The sequence below is a fragment of the Campylobacter pinnipediorum subsp. pinnipediorum genome (genome assembly GCF_002021925.1).
In the GTDB taxonomy this organism is placed as follows: Bacteria; Campylobacterota; Campylobacteria; order Campylobacterales; family Campylobacteraceae; genus Campylobacter_A; species Campylobacter_A pinnipediorum.
On sequence record NZ_CP012546.1, the window covers coordinates 1088921 to 1107838 of the forward strand.

At 29.4% G+C, this 18918-nt stretch carries 18 protein-coding genes; 11 read left to right on the forward strand and 7 right to left on the reverse strand.

Going from position 1 to position 18918, the window contains the following annotated elements; all coding sequences use genetic code 11:
* Positions 1–4: 4 nt before the first annotated feature.
* The 3 genes from fliP to CPIN17260_RS05705 are packed head-to-tail and all read right to left on the reverse strand — an operon-like array spanning position 5 to position 2280.
* On the reverse strand, positions 5–736 hold the full coding sequence (fliP, locus tag CPIN17260_RS05695; RefSeq protein WP_078387819.1) for a flagellar type III secretion system pore protein FliP: 732 nt from the start codon (positions 734–736) through the stop codon (positions 5–7).
* An 8-nt stretch (positions 737–744) separates the two neighbouring features.
* Positions 745–1512 carry a flagellar motor protein MotB gene (locus tag CPIN17260_RS05700; RefSeq protein WP_078415322.1) on the reverse strand — a complete coding sequence of 256 codons (768 nt, stop codon included), beginning with the start codon at positions 1510–1512 and terminating at the stop codon, positions 745–747.
* 3 nt (positions 1513–1515) lie between these two features.
* Positions 1516–2280 carry a motility protein A gene (locus CPIN17260_RS05705; protein ID WP_069636626.1) on the reverse strand — a complete coding sequence of 255 codons (765 nt, stop codon included), beginning with the start codon at positions 2278–2280 and terminating at the stop codon, positions 1516–1518.
* 146 nt (positions 2281–2426) lie between these two features.
* Here CPIN17260_RS05705 and glmU point away from each other — a divergent pair, with 146 nt between their 5' ends.
* The 11 genes from glmU to CPIN17260_RS05760 all read left to right on the forward strand — a co-directional run bounded on the left by glmU (position 2427) and on the right by CPIN17260_RS05760 (position 15622).
* Positions 2427–3725, forward strand: coding sequence for a bifunctional UDP-N-acetylglucosamine diphosphorylase/glucosamine-1-phosphate N-acetyltransferase GlmU (gene glmU / locus CPIN17260_RS05710; RefSeq protein ID WP_078406083.1), 1299 nt, complete (start codon positions 2427–2429; stop codon positions 3723–3725).
* Positions 3725–4897 carry a bifunctional phosphopantothenoylcysteine decarboxylase/phosphopantothenate--cysteine ligase CoaBC gene (gene coaBC, locus CPIN17260_RS05715; RefSeq protein WP_078388209.1) on the forward strand — a complete coding sequence of 391 codons (1173 nt, stop codon included), beginning with the start codon at positions 3725–3727 and terminating at the stop codon, positions 4895–4897. Before glmU ends, coaBC begins: the two co-directional genes overlap by 1 nt.
* Positions 4894–5574 (forward strand): hypothetical protein, encoded by a 681-nt coding sequence (locus CPIN17260_RS05720; RefSeq protein ID WP_078387822.1) that lies wholly within the window; start codon positions 4894–4896, stop codon positions 5572–5574. The genes coaBC and CPIN17260_RS05720 overlap by 4 nt, the downstream gene beginning before the upstream one ends.
* Before the next feature lies 1 nt (position 5575).
* The gene (gene uppS / locus CPIN17260_RS05725) at positions 5576–6247 is read left to right on the forward strand and encodes a polyprenyl diphosphate synthase (RefSeq protein WP_078406084.1); all 672 of its coding nucleotides are present in this window, start codon (positions 5576–5578) and stop codon (positions 6245–6247) included.
* A gap of 59 nt (positions 6248–6306) precedes the next feature.
* On the forward strand, positions 6307–7104 hold the full coding sequence (locus tag CPIN17260_RS05730) for a prepilin peptidase (protein WP_078440720.1): 798 nt from the start codon (positions 6307–6309) through the stop codon (positions 7102–7104).
* Positions 7097–8122, forward strand: a complete 1026-nt coding sequence (locus CPIN17260_RS05735; protein WP_078440721.1) for an LptF/LptG family permease — start codon at positions 7097–7099, stop codon at positions 8120–8122. Before CPIN17260_RS05730 ends, CPIN17260_RS05735 begins: the two co-directional genes overlap by 8 nt.
* A gap of 1 nt (position 8123) precedes the next feature.
* Positions 8124–8861, forward strand: a complete 738-nt coding sequence (gene truA, locus CPIN17260_RS05740) for a tRNA pseudouridine(38-40) synthase TruA (RefSeq protein ID WP_078387825.1) — start codon at positions 8124–8126, stop codon at positions 8859–8861.
* A 99-nt stretch (positions 8862–8960) separates the two neighbouring features.
* Positions 8961–10205 (forward strand): serine/threonine transporter SstT, encoded by a 1245-nt coding sequence (gene sstT, locus CPIN17260_RS05745; protein ID WP_078440722.1) that lies wholly within the window; start codon positions 8961–8963, stop codon positions 10203–10205.
* On the forward strand, positions 10202–11914 hold the full coding sequence (locus CPIN17260_RS05750) for a M3 family oligoendopeptidase (RefSeq protein WP_078440723.1): 1713 nt from the start codon (positions 10202–10204) through the stop codon (positions 11912–11914). Before sstT ends, CPIN17260_RS05750 begins: the two co-directional genes overlap by 4 nt.
* A 1-nt stretch (position 11915) precedes the next feature.
* Positions 11916–12362: a hypothetical protein gene (locus CPIN17260_RS05755; RefSeq protein ID WP_069636617.1), complete on the forward strand. Its 447-nt coding sequence runs from the start codon at positions 11916–11918 to the stop codon at positions 12360–12362.
* A gap of 176 nt (positions 12363–12538) precedes the next feature.
* Positions 12539–15622, forward strand: coding sequence for a TonB-dependent receptor domain-containing protein (locus tag CPIN17260_RS05760; protein WP_162273581.1), 3084 nt, complete (start codon positions 12539–12541; stop codon positions 15620–15622).
* A 36-nt stretch (positions 15623–15658) separates the two neighbouring features.
* Here CPIN17260_RS05760 and CPIN17260_RS05765 read toward each other — a convergent pair whose 3' ends face one another.
* The 4 genes from CPIN17260_RS05765 to CPIN17260_RS05780 are packed head-to-tail and all read right to left on the reverse strand — an operon-like array spanning position 15659 to position 18918.
* Complete coding sequence (locus CPIN17260_RS05765) at positions 15659–16342, reverse strand: response regulator transcription factor (protein ID WP_069631975.1); 684 nt, start codon at positions 16340–16342, stop codon at positions 15659–15661.
* 1 nt (position 16343) lies between these two features.
* Positions 16344–17954: a sensor histidine kinase gene (locus CPIN17260_RS05770; protein ID WP_078440725.1), complete on the reverse strand. Its 1611-nt coding sequence runs from the start codon at positions 17952–17954 to the stop codon at positions 16344–16346.
* 16 nt (positions 17955–17970) lie between these two features.
* Entirely contained in the window at positions 17971–18525 is a 555-nt protein-coding gene (locus CPIN17260_RS05775) for a cytochrome c3 family protein (RefSeq protein WP_069636615.1), read from the reverse strand.
* 9 nt (positions 18526–18534) lie between these two features.
* Complete coding sequence (locus CPIN17260_RS05780; protein WP_069631972.1) at positions 18535–18918, reverse strand: cytochrome c3 family protein; 384 nt, start codon at positions 18916–18918, stop codon at positions 18535–18537.

The following is an 18918-nucleotide window of genomic DNA, read 5'->3' on the forward strand; positions in this document are numbered from 1 at the left end:
TCTTTCAATGAAAACTTTCAACTAAATTTCCAACTAGTAAATTCCACCCGTCAACCAAAACAAAAATAAGTAGTTTAAAAGGTAGTGATATCATAACGGGTGGCAACATCATCATACCCATAGACATAAGAACAGAGCTTACAACCATATCTATAACTAAAAATGGAAGATAAAGCAAAAAAGCTATCTCGAAAGCTGTTTTTAGCTCACTTATCGCAAAAGCCGACATAGCTATAGTAAGTGGAATTTCATCTATATTTGCTGGGTTTTGTAAATTTCTTATCCTAAAAAAAAGTGCCAAATCTTTTTCTCTTGTATTTCTAACCATAAATTCCTTAAAAGGCTTTATACTTTTATCAAAAGACTCTTCATAACCAATCTGTTCTGCCAAATAAGGCTTTATTCCATTCTCATAGCTTTGCTTTGCAACTGGCTCCATTATAAAAAATGTAAGAACCATAGCTATGGATATCAAAAGTGTAGAAGGTGGCATTTGCTGAGTACCCATAGCTTGACGCAAAAACGAAAACACTATGACAAGTCTTAAAAAACTTGTCATCATAAATATAAGACCTGGTGCTAATGTTAAAACCGTTAAGGCTATTAAAACGTTTAGAGAAGTTACTAATTGTGTTGGGTTGTTTGGAGCTGTTAGGCTTAAATTTATCGTTGGAATTTCAACATCAGCTGAAAATCCAAATAGACCAAAAACAGATAATAAAAATAGTATTCTCATATTAAAATTTAATCCAATATACTTTTACGAGCAGCTTCTTTTTTCTTTTTATCCAAAGATACAAACTTTATCTCTACTCTATTATTTTGAACTCTGCCTTCTTGTGTTGAGTTTAGAGCTATGGGTTCATAAGAAGCTCTTCCTGATGCTATTAGCTTTTTTGCATCAACTCCATCTTTTAATAATTCATCAACAACACTCATTGCACGAGCTGTTGACAACTGCCAATTGTTTTTATAAATAGAATTAAGATCCGGCTCTAAATCATCAGTATGACCAACAACATTTATATCAATATATGGTGGTAACTTTGTTGCTATCATAGAAATGCGTTTTATAAACAATTTTGCATCATCACTTTGTATTTCAGCCTTACCATGCTCAAACAACAAACTAGCAGGTAAGCGAATAATAAAACCATCCTCGCTATCTTTCATAACAACCTCGGGAGAACCAGTAGCATTCAAAAGCTCATTTATAGCCTTTACAGCTTGAGAAAAGCTATTTTCTGATTGTGATTGAATCTTTTCTTTTTTGATTTTAGATTGAAGCTCTATCTCTTGTTCTTTTTGAGTTTCCGGCCTTGCACCGCCTTCTAAGACACTCATAGCTCCTGCTAAAGAACCAACAGCCATTTCAAGCTTTTTTGCATCCATAGTACTCATTGATAATAACAATACAAAAAAGCATAGCAAAAGTGACATCAAATCACCAAATGCAGCAAGCCATTCAGGCATACATTTTGGGCATTCGCTTGGATCTATTTTTTTTGCCATATCTTACTCAAATTGTGATTTTCTATCTTTTGGAGGTAAATAAGACAACAACTTACTTTCAAGTGTTCTTGGATTATCTCCAGCCTGAATTGACATAATACCTTCTAATATAACTTCTTTTTCTAACATTTCATCATTATTTCTAATAGATAATATATTTGCAACCGGACCACCTATAATATTTCCAATCATAGCACCATAAAGTGTAGTAAGCAACGCAACCGCCATTGAAGGACCAATAGCACTAGGATCTGACATATTTAAAAGCATAGCAACCAAACCTATAAGTGTTCCTATCATACCCATAGCACCAGAAAAACCACCAACTTGTTCAAAAATTTTAATATTTGAACCATGCCTTGAACTTGTTTGATCTATGTCTATTTCAAGCAAAGATCTTACAGCATCTGGCTCATTACCATCAACAGCCATGGATAGACCTTTTTTTAAAAATTCATTAACTTCATTATTTACATCATTTTCAAGAGCAAGTATTCCATCTCTTCTAGCTTTTGTAGAATAATCAACTATTTTTTTTATAGTTTCAGCTAAATTTACTTGACCTGGCTTGACAGCAACACCATAAAATGTAAAAATCTTTTTTAATTGTTCCATTTTAAAACCAACAAGCAAACAACCAGTGGTTCCACCAAAAACAATCATAACTGATGGCACATCAACATATGGTCCTATACCAACACCTATAGCCATGGAGCCAAAAAGTAAAACTACTATCAAAACCCAACCGACAACGGTTCCTAAATCCATATCAACTCTCTTTAAAATTCAGATAAAAACAATATTTTATTAGCTTTTAGTTAAAAATAGCATAAATTCAAATATTTATTTGTCTTTTTTTGATACAATCAAGGACTAAGTTTTGAAAAAAATACATTATTTTAAGGTTTTATAAAGTGAAAGAAACTTCTATAATTATACTAGCGGCTGGTCTTGGAACAAGAATGAAGTCAAAAACCCCAAAAGTTATGTTTGAAATTTGTGGAGCAAGCATGATATCTCACATACTAAATAAGGCTTACAAAATAACAGATGATGTATGCGTTGTGTTGTATCACCAAAAAGATATGATACAAGAACATATTCTAAAAAACTATCCAGATACAAAAATCCATATACAAGATTTTGAAAATTTTCCAGGAACCGCTGGTGCATTAATAGGAGCTATTTCAAAAACAAAAAAAACAATAATTTTATGTGGAGATATGCCACTAATAACACAAAATGAACTTGAAAATCTAGCAAAAAGCGATCTTGACCTAACAATAAGTAGCTTTAATACCGAAAATCCTTTCGGATATGGAAGAATTATAAGCGAAAATAATCAAGTTTTATCCATAGTAGAAGAAAAAGATGCAAGTGAAAATGAAAAAAAAATAAAAAGTGTAAATGCTGGATGTTATGCATTTAAAACAGATGCTTTAGAGAAAATTCTACCACTTATAAAAAACAATAATGCACAAAATGAATACTATCTAACCGATGCTGTAAAAATAGCAAACGAACTAAGCCTAAAATGTGGCATTATAGAAGTAAAAGAGCAAAACTTTATGGGTATAAATGACAAATTTCAACTTAGCATAGCAGAAAAAATAATGCAAGATGAAATAAAAAAAGATTTGATGAAAAGCGGTGTATTAATGCGTATGCCAAATACAACATATATAGATTGTAGAGCTAAATTTGAAGGCGAATGTGTCATAGAAGAAAATGTAAGCATAATAGGAGAATGCTTAATAAAAAATAGCATTGTAAAAAGTTCTAGTGTAATAGAATATAGCGAAATACAAAACTCAAGCATTGGTCCATTAGCCAGAATAAGACCAAAAAGCAAAATAAAAAACACACGCATTGGAAATTTTGTTGAAACAAAAAATGCAAATTTAGATGGTGTAAAAGCTGGACATTTAAGCTATCTTGGTGATTGTGAAGTGCAAGAAGGAACAAATATCGGTTGTGGTTTTATAACCTGCAATTATGATGGCAAAAACAAATATCAAACAAAAATAGGCAAAAATGTATTTGTAGGTTCAGATACTCAAGTAATAGCCCCTGTAACAATACAAGATGATGTTATGATAGCCGCAGGAAGCACGATAACAAAAGATATTCCAAGTGGCGCATTAGCCGTTTCTAGAACAAAACAGATAAATAAAGATAGGTTTTTTTATAAATTTTTTAAAGAAGAAAAGTGATGTTAAAAGATAAAAAAATTTTACTAGGTGTTTGTGGTAGTGTTTCATTTTATAAAGCATACGAGCTAGTATCAAACCTTAAAAAGCTCGGTGCTGATGTAAAGGTTATGTTAAGTGATGGGGCTTTGAAATTTTGTAATCCTTTATCCTTTGAAGCTATCACAAATCATCCGGTTTTATGCACAGGAAACGAGGATTGGCAAAAAAAGATAAGCCATATAGAGTATGCAAAAGTAGATCTTATTTTGATAGCGCCAGCTTCTGTAAATACTATAAATAGCCTTGCTAGTGGGGTTTGTTCAAGTATATTTATGCAAACCCTAATCGCTTCAAATGCACCTATGATAATAGCACCTGCGGCAAACAATAAAATGTTAGAGCATTTTTCTACGGTAAAAAATTTAGATTTTTTGAAAAAAAATGGCGTAAAAGTAGTTGAACCTGTAACAAAAATGTTAGCTTGTAAGGACATAGGAAAAGGTGGTTTGGCAGATATATCAAACATACTATATGAAGTAAAAAAAGCTTTTTTTAATCAAACTTTTAAAGGAAAAAAAGTAATCATAACAGGTGGCGCAACAACTGAAAAAATAGATGATGTAAGAGCCATCACAAATAATTCTAGTGGAAAAATGTCAAAAGCCTTATCTGATGCTTTTTTCTTTTTAGGCGCAGATGTTATGCTTATCTCAAGCGTAAAGTATGAAAATTTACCATATAAATCTTGTGAGTTTAAAAACACAGATGAATTATTATCTTTATGTAAAGCAGAATGCAAAGACTCTGATTTATTAGTCATGTGCGTGGCTGTTAGTGATTATATATGCAAACAAAATTATGATTTTAAGCTTAAAAAAAGCGAATTAGGAAAAGAGTGGAGCTTAGAGTTAAAACAAAATATTGATGTTTTATCAAGTCTAAAAGACTTTAAATGCAAAAAAATAGGCTTTAAATTAGAATACGATAAAAATAGTGCTTATAATAATGCAAAAAATATGCTAATAGATAAAAACTTAGATGCTGTTTGTCTAAATGTAATAGAAAAAGAAAATAGTTTTGGAAGTGAAAAAAATAAGATAAACTTTATAACAAAAGAAAAAGAGACACTTTTAGAAATTGACACCAAAGAAAACATAGCTATAAAAATAGCAAATTTGGCAAGTGAGTTATGATTTCAAGTATTCAAAAAATACAAAAAATAACAAATGATAAAATAAGCACAATATCGCTAAATACATCATTGCCAGTAAGCTTATTTGTAAGTGAAAAAATATCTTTTAATAGATATATTTTGAAATTTAGAAATAAAGAGTTAGTAACAAAAAGCGCAAAGAGACTTAAAGTTGGAGCCAAATATTGGGGTGAGATAAAAAGTGCAAGTGATAATATAGTTATAAACAATCTTTATGAAAAACCTGATTTTTTAGATTGTGGATTAGAAAATGGTATTTTTTTGATTGAAAGGCTTGTTAGCGAAGAGGACATAAAGTGGCTTTATGAAGAGATAATAAAAAATCTCTCATCAAATATAAATAAAGATGAGTTTGAAATTTATACAAATATACTACTTGCGTTAAATCAAAACATAATTCATATACCATTTATATACAATGACAACTTCAATCTTTTTCAATTTAAAAAAGATAAAAATAAGGCATACATGTATTTGGTGTTTTTAAATTTTGCACCTTTGCTTTTTGAGTTTGTTGATGGAAATTTAGATACAATTAAAACCCCATTTCAAAAAGTATCTAGCGTCTTAAAAGAACATTTTTCATGCAAAATAGAAAATTGTGATATAGATGCGATATGGAAAAAAAATAAAAATTTAATTGATTTTAAGGGATAAGATGAATGAATTAAACCATTTAGCCATTATTATGGATGGCAATGGAAGATGGGCAAAAAACCGCGGTTTTTTAAGGACAAAAGGGCATGAAAATGGTGCTTTAGTGGTTGAAAAAATTTGTGATTTTTGCATATCAAATGAGATAAAAATCTTAACTCTTTATGCATTTAGTACAGAAAATTGGAAAAGACCAAAAACTGAGATTGATTTTTTGCTAGATTTATTAAAAAAATTTTTAGTCTCGAGAAAAGAAAATTTTGTAAAAAATGGTATCTTTTTTAACACAATAGGAGATATAGATATCTTCAATGATGATTTAAAACTAGAGATAAAAAACTTAAAAAATATAACAAAAGATAATAAAAAATTAAAATTTAATCTTGCTATAAATTATGGTGCAAAAGATGAGATAATAAGAGCAACAAAAAGCTTAATATCTCAAAAAAAAGAGATAACAGAAGAAAACCTAAACGAGTTTCTTGATGAAAAAGAGCAGATAGACCTACTTATAAGAACCGGTGGCGAACAAAGACTTTCAAATTTTATGCTTTGGCAAGCAAGCTATGCAGAACTTGCTTTTACTGACACACTTTGGCCTGATTTTAAAAAAGAAGAACTACAAAAGATAGTTGATGATTTTAGACTAAAAAATAGGCGTTTTGGTGCAATTTAATATGTATATAATCAATAAAATGGCAAATTTACGCACTAAATTATATAACTAGGATGATTATGGATAGCTTTGATATAACTTTATCTATTTTTTTATTTATTTTTGGAATTTGCTTTGGTTCTTTTTCAAATGTTTTGATATATCGTTTGCCAAAATCTCAAAGTGTAAGTTTTCCAAGCTCACATTGCACAGTATGCAATACACCATTAAAATGGTATCACAACATACCTATTTTTTCTTGGTTTTTTCTAAACGGAAAATGTAGCTTTTGTAAAACAAAAATAAGCATAGTTTATCCTGTAGCAGAACTAGCCGGTGGTTTTTTTATGCTTATTGGATTTTACAAAGAATTTGGCATATATGTTTTTGATGCAAAAGAGCTTATTTTGGCATTTATCGTTGGATTGTCTTTTATAAATTTACTTGCACTATCTGTTATTGATATAAGATACAAAGCTGTTCCTGAACAACTTTTATACACAGGATTAGTACTTGCATTTGCATACGCGGTACTAAAAAACATAACTCAAAATGATAATTTTTACGATAATTTATTATGTTCTTTTGTGTTTGCATTTGCATTTTGGTTGCTTAGATTTTTAGTTAGTTTTTTTCTTAAAAAAGAAGCTATGGGAAGTGCTGATATTTTTATAGCTACTGTTATAGGTGCAATGCTTGGATATAAGCTTGGACTAGCGGCTGTTTATTTATCTGCTATCTTAACATTACCAGTTTATATGATAGTAAAGAAAAAAAATTACGAATTAGCATTTGTTCCGTTTTTAAGTTTAGCATTATTGCTAGTTTATTGTTTTGATGATTTTTTCTTAGCTATAATAAAGATGATTTATGTCTAATATAAATAGATATCTTTTAAATAATTTTATAAGCACATTTGCATCTTTATTTAGCACACTATTTTTAATAATGTCAATTGTATTTTTTATACAAATAGCAAGAATCACATCATATATAGAAATAACATTTTTCGAACTCGCAAAATTATACCTATTTTTGCTTCCTAGAATATTGTTATTTGTAGTTCCCATATCTTTTTTTGTAGCTATAGCTATGACACTTTTTAGACTATCAAAGGAAAATGAGAGTATAGTTATATTTACACTTGGTTATTCTCCGGCAAAGATAAGTAAATTTTTTGTATGGTTATCTAGTATTTTTACAATTTTTTTATTAGTTATTGCAATCTTTTTAATACCAAAATCAGCTGAGTTAAACTCTAACTTTATAGACTATAAGAAAACAGTAGCTAAGTTAAATCTAAAAGGTGGAAAATTTGGACAAAAATTTTCAGATTGGATGGTATACATAAATGATGAAACGAGAGACAAAAATGGGACAATCTATAAAGATATAATAATGTATAATCCACAAAAAGATGCGAATAGACTTATAATAGCAAAAACAGCTACAATATCAAATATAAACTCAATGATTCAACTTATTTTAGAAGATGGTAAAATTTATGACATAAAAGATAACATTTATCATCAAAGTAGTTTTAGTTCAATGAAAATAAGAACAAATCAAGACAACAAAATAAGCAAAGTTGGAAATTTTATGCATTACTGGTTACAAGCAAAAACAGATAAAAAAAGAAATAAAGATTTAAACACATATATCTTAATATCACTTTTCCCACTAGCCTCTGTTTTATTTGCTATAAGTTTTGGAATAGTAACTTACAGATATGATAAAGGTAGTGTTTATACTGGAACTTTTGGTGTTTTATTTGCATACTTTGCGATAATTATGCTTTTAAGCTCTTATTCACAAATAATAATACCTATAGTATTTTTTCCATTTATGATGTGCGGTTTTGCATTTTATAAATACAAAATAGCATTGAAATATTGATATGAAAATTCAGCTCATACTAAGCTATGATGGCTCTAAATTTCAAGGTTCACAAACGCAACCTCATAAAAACTCCGTGGAAGATGTTTTAAAACAAGCATTATCACATGTTGGTATTTTTTCAAAGATAGTCTCTAGCTCACGAACAGATAAAGGAGTTCATGCAAACAATCAAAGTGTATGTGTAGAGTGTGGCAAGCATTTCAATGATTTTAATAGACTCAAGCAACTGATAAATCGCCATGCACACCCTTTTATACACATAAAATCAATAAAAAAAGTAGATGATAATTTTCAGGCTAGATATGATGCAAAAGCAAGAAAATATAGATACATCATAAGCCATGATGAATTTGATGTTTTTAGAAGTAATTATTGTCTATTTTTACCAAAAATAGACACAAAAAAAGCAAATGAATTACTAAAATTATTTATAGGTGAACATGATTTTAGTTTATTTATGAAGGTAGGAAGTGACACAAAAAGCCCTATAAGAACAGTGTATAAAGCTTTTTGTTATAGTTATAAAAACAAAACTATTATAGTTTTTAAAGCGAATGGTTTTTTAAGAGCGCAAGTAAGACTTATGGTATCTGCTGTATTAAAAGGCTTAAAATACGATAATGGAAAAAATCTCATACAAGATCAATTACAAAATAAAAAGATTTTTACAAGAATGCCAGTATCTCCCAACGGTCTTTATCTAAATAAAGTTTTTTACCAACCTAATTTATCATAAAACTTAAAAAAATTAAATAATACTTTTTAAGTTAAAACTTATTTTAACATTTTATTGGATATACTTAATTAAATATTATACAATCAAAAAGGCTATATAATGGGCATTTTTTCAAAATTTATACACTCATATAAAGATGGCAACTTAATAATTCAAATAATAATAGGTATGGTTTGTGGAGCTATGCTCGGTTTTATAGCATTCAAATCTGATTCACAAAGCATAAAACAAATAGTTATGAGTATTTCTATACTTGGAGATCTATTTGTAGGTGGTTTAAAAGCAGTAGCACCAATACTTGTTTTTGTTTTAATTGTATCTGCAATATCCACAAGAAACATAGATAGCGAATCAAAAGGTTTTAAAAGTGTAATTTTTTACTACGTTGTGGGAACTTTAGGGGCAGCGCTTATAGCTGTTGGAGCTAGCTTTTTGTTTCCAGTATCATTAACACTTGATGGAGTAGAAGCAGTAAGCAATTCAACCCCAAAAGAGATATCTGATGTTTTAAAAACACTTCTTCTAAAGATAGTAGACAATCCTGTAAATGCGGTAGCTACTGCTAACTACATAGGAATTTTGGCTTGGGCTATAGGTTTTGGGGTAGTCTTAAGACACTCATCAAGCGAAACAAAAACAATGATAATAAATGTTTCTGATGCTGTTACAAAAATAGTTAGATTTATCATAAGACTTGCTCCATTTGGAATTTTTGGTATAGTTGCTTTTAGTGTATATGATAGCGGTGGAAGCTCTTTGTTGGAATATGCAAAATTATTGATTTTACTAGTTGGTGTAATGCTTACAGTTGCATTGGTTGTAAATCCTTTGATAGTATTTTTATCACTAAGAAAAAATCCATATCCTTTAGTTTTTACCTGCTTGAAAGAGAGTGGAATAACAGCATTTTTTACTAGAAGTTCTGCAGCAAATATACCTGTAAATCTAAATTTATGTAAAAAATTAAATATAAAAGAAGAAATTTACTCTGTTTCTATACCGCTTGGTGCAAGTATGAATATGGCTGGAGCAGCTATTACTATAAGTGTTTTAGCATTAGCAGCTGTAAATAGTGTTGATAGCATTAATGTAAGTTTTGCAAATGCATTTATGTTAAGCGTTCTTTCATCGGTAGCAGCTTGCGGTGCATCAGGAGTTCCAGGTGGCTCACTTATGCTTATACCTCTTGCTTGCTCACTATTTAATATACCAAACGATGTTGCTATGCAAGTTGTTGCGATAGGTGTTGCGATAGGTGTTATACAAGATTCAGTTGAGACAGCACTAAATAGCTCATCTGATGTTTTATTTACAGCAGTGGCTGCTATGAAGGATGAAAAATGATTTGGGACTTAACAGCATTATTTAAAGATAAAAAAGAGCTTGAAAGCTATCTATTAAATTTACAAAAAGATGTTAAAAATTTTAGCGATACATACAAGGGCAAGATTGCAAATTTAGAAGAAAAAGAATTTGTAAAAGCAATGAATGAATACCAAAGGCTTGTTAGTTCTGTCTCTAAAATAATGACTTATGCATTTTTGGTTTTTGCAAAAGACACAAAACAAGGAGCTTTTTACTCAAAATACGAAGAAGAATGTAATAAGATACAAGAGTATATTTTATTTTTTGAATTAGAGTTTAACACTTTGGACAATAGAATTCAAGATAAATTTATAGCTTCTTGTGATGATTTTTCTTACTATCTTTCAAATTTAAAACAGCAAAAAAAGCACCAGCTTAGCTTAGAACAAGAACAAGTTTTACTAAGAACTTCAAACACGGGTGCTCAAGCATTTGCAAGACTTTTTGATGAGACCATGAGCGCTATGAAATTTAAGTTTAAGGAAGAGCTACTAAGCGAAGAAGAAGTGCTTAGCAAACTTCATAGCGAGAATAGAGAAGAGAGAAAACTAGCTGCTATAAGCTTAAGTGATGAGCTTAAAAAACATCAACATCTTTTGGGTTATATTTATAATATGATAAAAACAGATTTATCTACAAGTTGCGAATTAAGAAATTTTGAAAATCCAGAAGACCCAAGACATCTAGATAATCAAATAAGCAAACAAAGTGTAGATTCGCTAATCAAAGCTTGTGAAAATAACTTTGAACTATCTTATAAATTTTACAATAAAAAAAGAGAAATTTTGGGCTACGAAAAGCTTTATGATTATGATAGATATGCGCCGTTATCTCAAAACAAAACAAAATATAAGTATAGCGTAGCAAAAGATATAGTCTTAAAATCGTTTGGAAACTTTAGCCCAGAGTTTCAAAAAATAGCACAAGAAGCATTTGACAATGGCTGGATAGACGTATATCCAAGTGATGCAAAAAGAGGTGGTGCTTTTTCTCATTCTGGTTCAAGTGACGCACACCCTTATGTTTTACTAAACTATACAGATGAAAGTAGAGACCTTTTTACATTAGCGCACGAGCTAGGACATGCAATACACCAAAAGCTAAGCTATAGTGTTGGATTTTTAAACTCAGATACTCCACTTACTACAGCAGAAACAGCATCAGTTTTTTGTGAGATGTTGGTGTTTGATTATATTGTCAAAGACATAGACAAAAAAGAAAAACAGACACTTTTAGCAAGAAAAATAGAAGATATTTTTGCAACATTTTTTAGACAAATAAACTTTACAACATTTGAAAGAAGAGTCCACGCACACAAAGGCGAAATATCACTTGATACACTAAATGATATGTGGTATGAAGAAAGCACAAAGATGTTTAAAGATAGTATTGTGCTAAATGATTATTATAAAATATGGTGGAGTTATATACCACATTTTATACATTCGCCATTTTATTGCTACGCATACTCTTATGCGCAGCTTTTGGTTTTAGCCCTATTTGGACTTTATAAAAGCAACAAATGTGAAAATTTTGTTGAAATTTATACAAAATTTTTAAGTAGTGGTGGAAGTAAAAGCCCAAAAGAACTTGTAAATATGTTTGGTTTTGACATAGATGATGAAGATTTTTGGCTTATAGGACTTAAACAAATTTCAAATATGGTTGATGAGTTTTTGGAGTTATAAAATGCTAGAAAAAGTTTCAAATGATGAGAGTTTTGGATTATTAATGAAAAGACATATTTATGAATGTTTAGATTATCTTTTGCAAAACGGCATTGATTTTTATATTTTTTCTGATATATCACTGATAGGCTTTGCACCTGAGCTACCAGAAGAGATAAAAAAGACATTTAAATCACCTATTGTTATGTTTGTTTTATCTGGTTATACATTTCAAAGTGCCATACTATCAAAAGAAGAGATTAGTTTTGAAGCTGGATTTGGAAAAGATAATTTTGCATCTGTTGTAAAAGTACCTCTAAATGCTATAGTTCAAATTGGAATTGAAAATCAAGGAATATTAACAAACATTTCAAATCCAAAAAAACCAGTTTCGAAGACAGATAATACTCAAAAATCTCTTTCTATATTTAAATCAAATCCAAACAATAAACATATTATAAAAAAATAATATATATTCAATAATTCAAAAAAATAAATTTGAATTATTGAATTTTTAATAAAATATTTCAAATTTTAAATCAATATTGTATTTTTATTTATATTTTTAACCAGTATTTAAATTAATATCTATTATCATATATCTTATTTTAAAGAATGAATATCATAATTATAATAAGGATAAATATGAACAAGCTTAGGTTTTCTATGGTTGCTCTATTAGTTCTTGGTTTTGGTGTAAATTTGCATGCTGCAGATATATCATCAAATCAAGTTGAACTAGACAGTGTAACAGTTACTGGTGAATCAGAAAATGATCCTACTCAAAAGAAAGTAGGAGAAAGAGTAAAAAGCGCTAAGACACTCACTAAAGAACAAGCCCAAGATACAAGAGATCTAGTAAAATATGAAACTGGGGTAAGTGTAGTAGAAAATGGAAGATTTGGTGCTAGTGGATACTCTATAAGAGGTGTTGATGAAAACAGGGTTGCTATAACCATAGATGGACTTCATCAAGCAGAAACTTTAAGCTCTCAAGGATTTAAAGAGTTATTCGAAGGATATGGCAACTTTAACAACTCAAGAAATGGTGTAGAAGTAGAAACACTTAAACAAGTAAGAATAACCAAAGGTGCTGACTCTATAAAAGCTGGTTCAGGGGCTCTTGGTGGTTCTGTTATGTTTGAGACAAAAGATGCAAGAGATTATTTACTAGATAAAGACTATTTTTATGGATTTAAAACAGGATATTCTACCGCTAACTCACAAAAATATACATCTCATACATTAGCAGCTAAATATAAATGGTTTGATATACTCTTTATCCGAACAGATAGAAAAGGACATGAGCTTAAAAACTACGGATACGATGAGTATGATGATAGTGTGGTTGCAGCAGAAAGAGAAAAAGCTGATCCGTATACCATCAAAAAAGAGAGCAATCTTTTAAAATTTGGCTTTAGTCCAAGTGATACTACAAGAGTTACCGCTGGGCTTGATTATTATAAAGACAACCCAAAGGGCCATGATTATTCTTATAATCTTAGTTTAAGCCAATTTTCTGATACCGTTGAAGAAGAAAAAAGATACACAAATGATTTGTCTACTAGAAAAAATTATTTTGTAACTTTTGAAAATTTTAATGAAACACCATTTTGGGATAGTGCGAAGCTTACATTATCACATCAAAAGACAAAAACAAGAGCAAAAACAGAAGAGAGATGTTTTGGTGATAATTGTCGTGATATTAATAATCCAGCTGGCTTTCATTTAGATGAAAACAATAACTACCTAGATAAGGATAATAAATTACTTAAACTTGTAAAAGAAAAAGACACAGCAAGTCCTTTAGGGCCAGAGTATATATATTTAAAAAGCGATGATAGAACTAAATACAAAGAAGGAGATAAATTTAGAACTTCAGGTAAAGATGCTGTAGCCACAACATTTACTTTTGACTGCTCTTTTTTTAATTGTGAAAAACCTGTAAATTTAATTTTTGAAGATAAGCCTATAAATATAGATCTGTCTTCTAAAAACGAAACAATATTTAATCGTAGTTATAAAGGTTGGGATAAAAAGATAAAAAAAGATATTTATCATGTAACTGTTGAAACTATAAATAAAAACAACAAGATATATAAAAAAATAAATTCTATACGTGAATATACAAGTTTGGATGGAACTGATAAAAAAGATCAAGATAACTCATTTTATATACCATTACCGTATTCAGCTGGATTTTCAAAAAACGATTGGAAACAAAGAGATTTAGATAATGAAACCAAGCAAGTAAATTTGGATTTTGAAAAAAGCATAGACACTAAAAACATAGATCATTTTTTAAGCTATGGTGGTCTGTATAGTATAAACAAAAAAAGCATGACAAATATAGAAGGAAGCAATGGTTCAAATGTCAAATGGTGGGCTAACTCCTATAAAGAAGATTGTAAATCAGGCGGAAACACTCTTCAATGTCCTATTTTTTCAGGAGAAGAATCTTTCTTAGTCCCAACAACTAAAACACAAAAGGCATTTTATGTATCAGATGATATAAAAATAAATGATTTTATATCATTAAAAGGAGGATTTAGAAAGGACTTCATAAAATATAGAGTAGATTATGAAGAGGGTAAGAGTCCAAAAATACCAGATGGATTTTTGGGAGCATTGGCAAAACATGACATAGAAAAACCAAGATATACAGATCCTAAATATATTGGAACCGATCCCAATAAGAGTGGAGAAAATCATCCACAATATTTAGCTGATCGTAAAAAGTTTATAGAAAGCGCCAGGATAGATAAAAAATACAAAGGAAATATTTTTAATGAAACTTCTCATTTTATAAGTTTAGATTTAGATCCGATTGATTTTTTAAGACTTCAAGGAAAATACTCAAAAGGTTTTAGAGCTCCAACTCCTGATGAATTGTATTTTAACTTTAGATTTCCAGGCTTTATAATTGTTCCAAATACAAAATTAAAACCAGAGATCTCAAAAACAAAAGAAGTGGCAATCACACTTTATAATAATTTAAGTTTTATAACAGTTAGTGGTTTTGAGACAAAATATAAAGACTTTTTGGATTTTAGATACGTTGGTGCAGCAAAAACAAACAAACATGTTGATAATGGCATTGCATTATCAACTGATTTAGTAGGATACCAAAATGTAAATAGAGCAGTTGCAAAAGTAACAGGTATAGAAATAGACTCTAAGATAAATTTAAAAGATATAAAAGCTGATTTACCTGGATTTTATTTTGGTGTTAAATACACAAGACAAAAAGGTAAGGTTTTGGTAACAGAAGATGGCAAGGATGTATTTAGACCTATGAATGCCATTCAGCCAAATAAATTTATCTATAACATAGGCTATAGCGCACCTAATGATAAATTTGGAGCAGATATATTCATAACACGCGCAAATGCAAAAAAACCAGGAAATACTTACAATATGTTTTGGCTTAGCGAGAAAAGAGAGGATATTATAGTAAACAATAAAAAAGTGCAAGACTCATCAGCTCACTGGCTAAGCAATAAATACACTACTATAGATCTTATAAGTTATGTAAGGCCTAGAAAAAATATAACATTTAGACTTGGTGCTTATAACCTAACTGATAAAAAATACATCAATTGGGAAAGCGCAAGATCCATAAGATCATTTGGAACAACAAATAGGGTAAGAAAATCAGATAACCTTGGTCTAAATAGATTTAATGCTCCTGGAAGAAATTTCAAACTTGATTTTGAAATAACATTTTAATCAAAAAGCCGGGCATTTCAGTATGCTCGGCTACATCTAAGTACAAACCCTATAACCAACACCTGATATGTTTTCTATCAGGTTTTGATCTGTTTTAAGTCTTATTTTTTTAACAACCATTCTTAAAGCTTCATTGCTCATAGCTTTATCATTCCAAACAAAATCTTCAATAACATCATAGCCAACTGTTTTATTTGCATTGCTTGCGAGCAGATAAAATAGCTTTGATTCTATCTTTGTCATCGCAACTTCTTCTTTGTTTTTAAGTAAAATTTTATCAATCAAATCATACTCATAGCTGTCTTTTATAAGTATTTTATTTTCACACATGCCTTTTGTAGCCATCAAAATAGTTGTCTGAAGCTCTTCTATCTTAAAAGGTTTTCTTAGATAATTATATGCTCCAAGTTCTATACTAGCTAGCATATTTTCACTTGTATCGTATGATGTTATAATGATTGATTTTAGATGCGGTGCTCTTTTTTTGATCTCTTCAAGCATTTCAAGACCGTTTAGATTTGGTAGATTTATATCAGTTATCACTATATCAAAATCCCCATTAAAATACTCATTAAATCCACTAAGTCCGTCATCTACACTCACAATCTTTTTGCAATAAAACTGCAAAGATTGAGTTATGGCTATCCTTGTATTTTCATCGTCTTCAACAAGCAAGACAGAGATATTTTTAAGTTTTGAAAGTATATTTACATCTATCATTTTATACCTTTTTTGCTATTTTTAGTAAAAATATGGTTGGTCTTTTAGCTTGTGCTAAAGTCAAATCACCATTGCATTTTTTAAAAGCAATCAATTTAGATATATAAAGACCAAGCCCGCTACTGTTTTTAGTGCTTAAAAATGGCTTGAAAATTTTATCCTTATAATCATCAGCTATACCACCTGCATTATCTATAACTCTTATTAAAAAATGAGTCTCATCACTTCTTATAGAGATTACTATTTTTGCATTTTTTCTTATTTGATTAGACAAAAATGCTTGTTTTGAGTTTTGTATCAAACAAGCAATTATTTGTTTAAATTCATTCAAATAGTTTTCGCATTCTAAATCAATCTTATTTGATACATTTACTTTTATATCTATTTTTGAATGCTGTGAAAAAAGTATAAAAATGGTATCTAAAATAGCTTGTTTTACATTAAAAATTTGCTTTTTATCTTGAAATTTATAAAAGTTTTTAAAAGTATTCATAGTATCATTCATATAGTCTATATTTTTTAAAGACCTAGATATATTATCATAAAAAATATCATCGCTCAAAGCACCTAACTTTTTAAACTGAACTAAATTTCCAAGAAAAATACCAAGTGAGTTTAAGGGCTGTGTCCATTGGTGAGATATAGAAGCTATCATCTGACCTAGTTCTGCCATTTTTGTTTGCGAAAAGAGCAAAACTTCATACTCTCTTTTTGTTTTTTCAAGCAATTCTTCTTGTTTTTTTATCTTTTTGTTATAAAAAAATGCAAGTGTAAAAAACAGAAATATACTGATTGTATAAATAACCAAATTCATTAAAAATTGTTTATTTATCCTAGCATATATATTGTTTTTAAAAGTTTGTGCGACTAGTATAAGATGGGAGTTTGATAGTGTTTTAAAAGTTAAAATTTCATCATCTGTTTCATAGTTTGATGTTTGTTTTATACTTGGGTTTTTTATATCAAAGTTTGCTTTTTGTAGCTGAAATTTATCATTTGGGTGAAATAAAATATTGAAGTTTTCATCCATCAAAAAGACATATCCACTATTGTCTAACCTCAAATCCAAAATTTCATTTTTTACATCATTAAAAGACAAAATCCCACATAAAACACCTTTTATCTTTGCACTATCTTTTACATTTTGACATATTGAAATAACAGGTATTTTAAGACCTACATCTACATATGGTTTTGTTATATAAAACTTATCTTCTTTTATGGTATTTTTATACCAAGGGCGATTGGTTGGTATATAGTTTTTTGGTTTATTAAAAATTTTACTTGATATAGTTATGTTGTTTTCATAACCAACATAAACACTTGAAAAACCGGCTATCTCTTCACTTTTTTGCAAAACATCTTTGATAGTTTTTTCATCTTTTATGGGGTCATAGTTTAATATTATAGTATTTATAGCAAAAAGGCTTAATTTTTTATCATCTATCCAGCTCTCTATTCTATCACTTGAGTTTTTTAGTATATTTAGTTGTTCGTTTATCAATATCTCTTTGACAAACGAACGATTTAGATAGTAATTAACTATCATTAAAGAGAGAAAAATGATAGAAAAAAATATAAAAACACGATTTTTGTAGATATTTTCTATCATCAACTCCCTTTATTTATCACCAAGCTCCAACTGGTGGATGTTTTAACTCATAAAGAGTTTTTCCAAGCTCTTTATGTCCCACATTTTTATGACAAGTAACACAATCCAATTTCTCTTTTGGATCATTTTTAAACTTAACATAAAGATTATGCATATCTTTTATGTTTTGATTTGTTGAATTTATATCTAAAATAGTTTTATGACAGCTTAAACAACCGGTATCAAAAACAAATTTAGATCTATTTTTTCTATTTTCTTGCCATTTTGCATCTTTTGCATCATTAAATGCCATATGCGTAACTTCATTAAAGCCATTTAATGCTTTTTGAAAGATGTATTTTACATGATTATCGTGTGGCAAATGGCACTCTACACACTTTGCTTTAAAGCCATTTTTATTTGCACCACCGTGCGAACTATGCGCATAAGTATCTACAAATGGATCCATCCACTCATGACAAACAACACAAAAAGTATCTTCTTGCGTAGAATGAACAAGTGCATTCCCACCAAAAAACACCACAAAGGCAAACACCAAAGCAAAACAAATTTTTAAAAGTATATTTTTCATAATGTCTCCTTATGGCACCAATAGTTTTTTCATACTGTCTTGTGAATGGCACATAACACAGTAGTTTTTAGATGGTTTATGTGTTTGATGACAAAGGTTGCAATCCATATTTGGATAGTGTGGGCTTGCATGAATATTATCATCATAACCAAGATGGCCGGTTTGTTCAGCTAACTTTTTATAACTCTTATGACAACTTAAACAATCATCTGTTGTCAAGCTTTTATACTCTTTTGGATTTTGCTCTTTATGACAGCTTTTACAATCAAAATGTAATTTATCATGGGCCTTAAATGGATAATTTTCTTTACTAAATTTATCTACTTCTGCCGCAAATAAACTAACACCACAAGCAATCAAAAGGATTAAAAATATATTTGATATTTTTCTCAT

What these genes read in the sequence shown, in the direction of transcription:
- fliP (WP_078387819.1), bottom strand. Translation starts at nt 736, where the DNA reads ATGAGAATACTATTTTTATTATCTGTTTTTGGTCTATTTGGATTTTCA.
- CPIN17260_RS05700 (WP_078415322.1), bottom strand. Translation starts at nt 1,512, where the DNA reads ATGGCAAAAAAAATAGATCCAAGCGAATGCCCAAAATGTATGCCTGAA.
- CPIN17260_RS05705 (WP_069636626.1), bottom strand. Translation starts at nt 2,280, where the DNA reads ATGGATTTAGGAACCGTTGTCGGTTGGGTTTTGATAGTAGTTTTACTT.
- coaBC (WP_078388209.1), top strand. Translation starts at nt 3,725, where the DNA reads ATGTTAAAAGATAAAAAAATTTTACTAGGTGTTTGTGGTAGTGTTTCA.
- CPIN17260_RS05720 (WP_078387822.1), top strand. Translation starts at nt 4,894, where the DNA reads ATGATTTCAAGTATTCAAAAAATACAAAAAATAACAAATGATAAAATA.
- uppS (WP_078406084.1), top strand. Translation starts at nt 5,576, where the DNA reads ATGAATGAATTAAACCATTTAGCCATTATTATGGATGGCAATGGAAGA.
- CPIN17260_RS05730 (WP_078440720.1), top strand. Translation starts at nt 6,307, where the DNA reads ATGGATAGCTTTGATATAACTTTATCTATTTTTTTATTTATTTTTGGA.
- CPIN17260_RS05735 (WP_078440721.1), top strand. Translation starts at nt 7,097, where the DNA reads ATGTCTAATATAAATAGATATCTTTTAAATAATTTTATAAGCACATTT.
- truA (WP_078387825.1), top strand. Translation starts at nt 8,124, where the DNA reads ATGAAAATTCAGCTCATACTAAGCTATGATGGCTCTAAATTTCAAGGT.
- sstT (WP_078440722.1), top strand. Translation starts at nt 8,961, where the DNA reads ATGGGCATTTTTTCAAAATTTATACACTCATATAAAGATGGCAACTTA.
- CPIN17260_RS05750 (WP_078440723.1), top strand. Translation starts at nt 10,202, where the DNA reads ATGATTTGGGACTTAACAGCATTATTTAAAGATAAAAAAGAGCTTGAA.
- CPIN17260_RS05755 (WP_069636617.1), top strand. Translation starts at nt 11,916, where the DNA reads ATGCTAGAAAAAGTTTCAAATGATGAGAGTTTTGGATTATTAATGAAA.
- CPIN17260_RS05760 (WP_162273581.1), top strand. Translation starts at nt 12,539, where the DNA reads ATGAACAAGCTTAGGTTTTCTATGGTTGCTCTATTAGTTCTTGGTTTT.
- CPIN17260_RS05765 (WP_069631975.1), bottom strand. Translation starts at nt 16,342, where the DNA reads ATGATAGATGTAAATATACTTTCAAAACTTAAAAATATCTCTGTCTTG.
- CPIN17260_RS05770 (WP_078440725.1), bottom strand. Translation starts at nt 17,954, where the DNA reads ATGATAGAAAATATCTACAAAAATCGTGTTTTTATATTTTTTTCTATC.
- CPIN17260_RS05775 (WP_069636615.1), bottom strand. Translation starts at nt 18,525, where the DNA reads ATGAAAAATATACTTTTAAAAATTTGTTTTGCTTTGGTGTTTGCCTTT.
- CPIN17260_RS05780 (WP_069631972.1), bottom strand. Translation starts at nt 18,918, where the DNA reads ATGAGAAAAATATCAAATATATTTTTAATCCTTTTGATTGCTTGTGGT.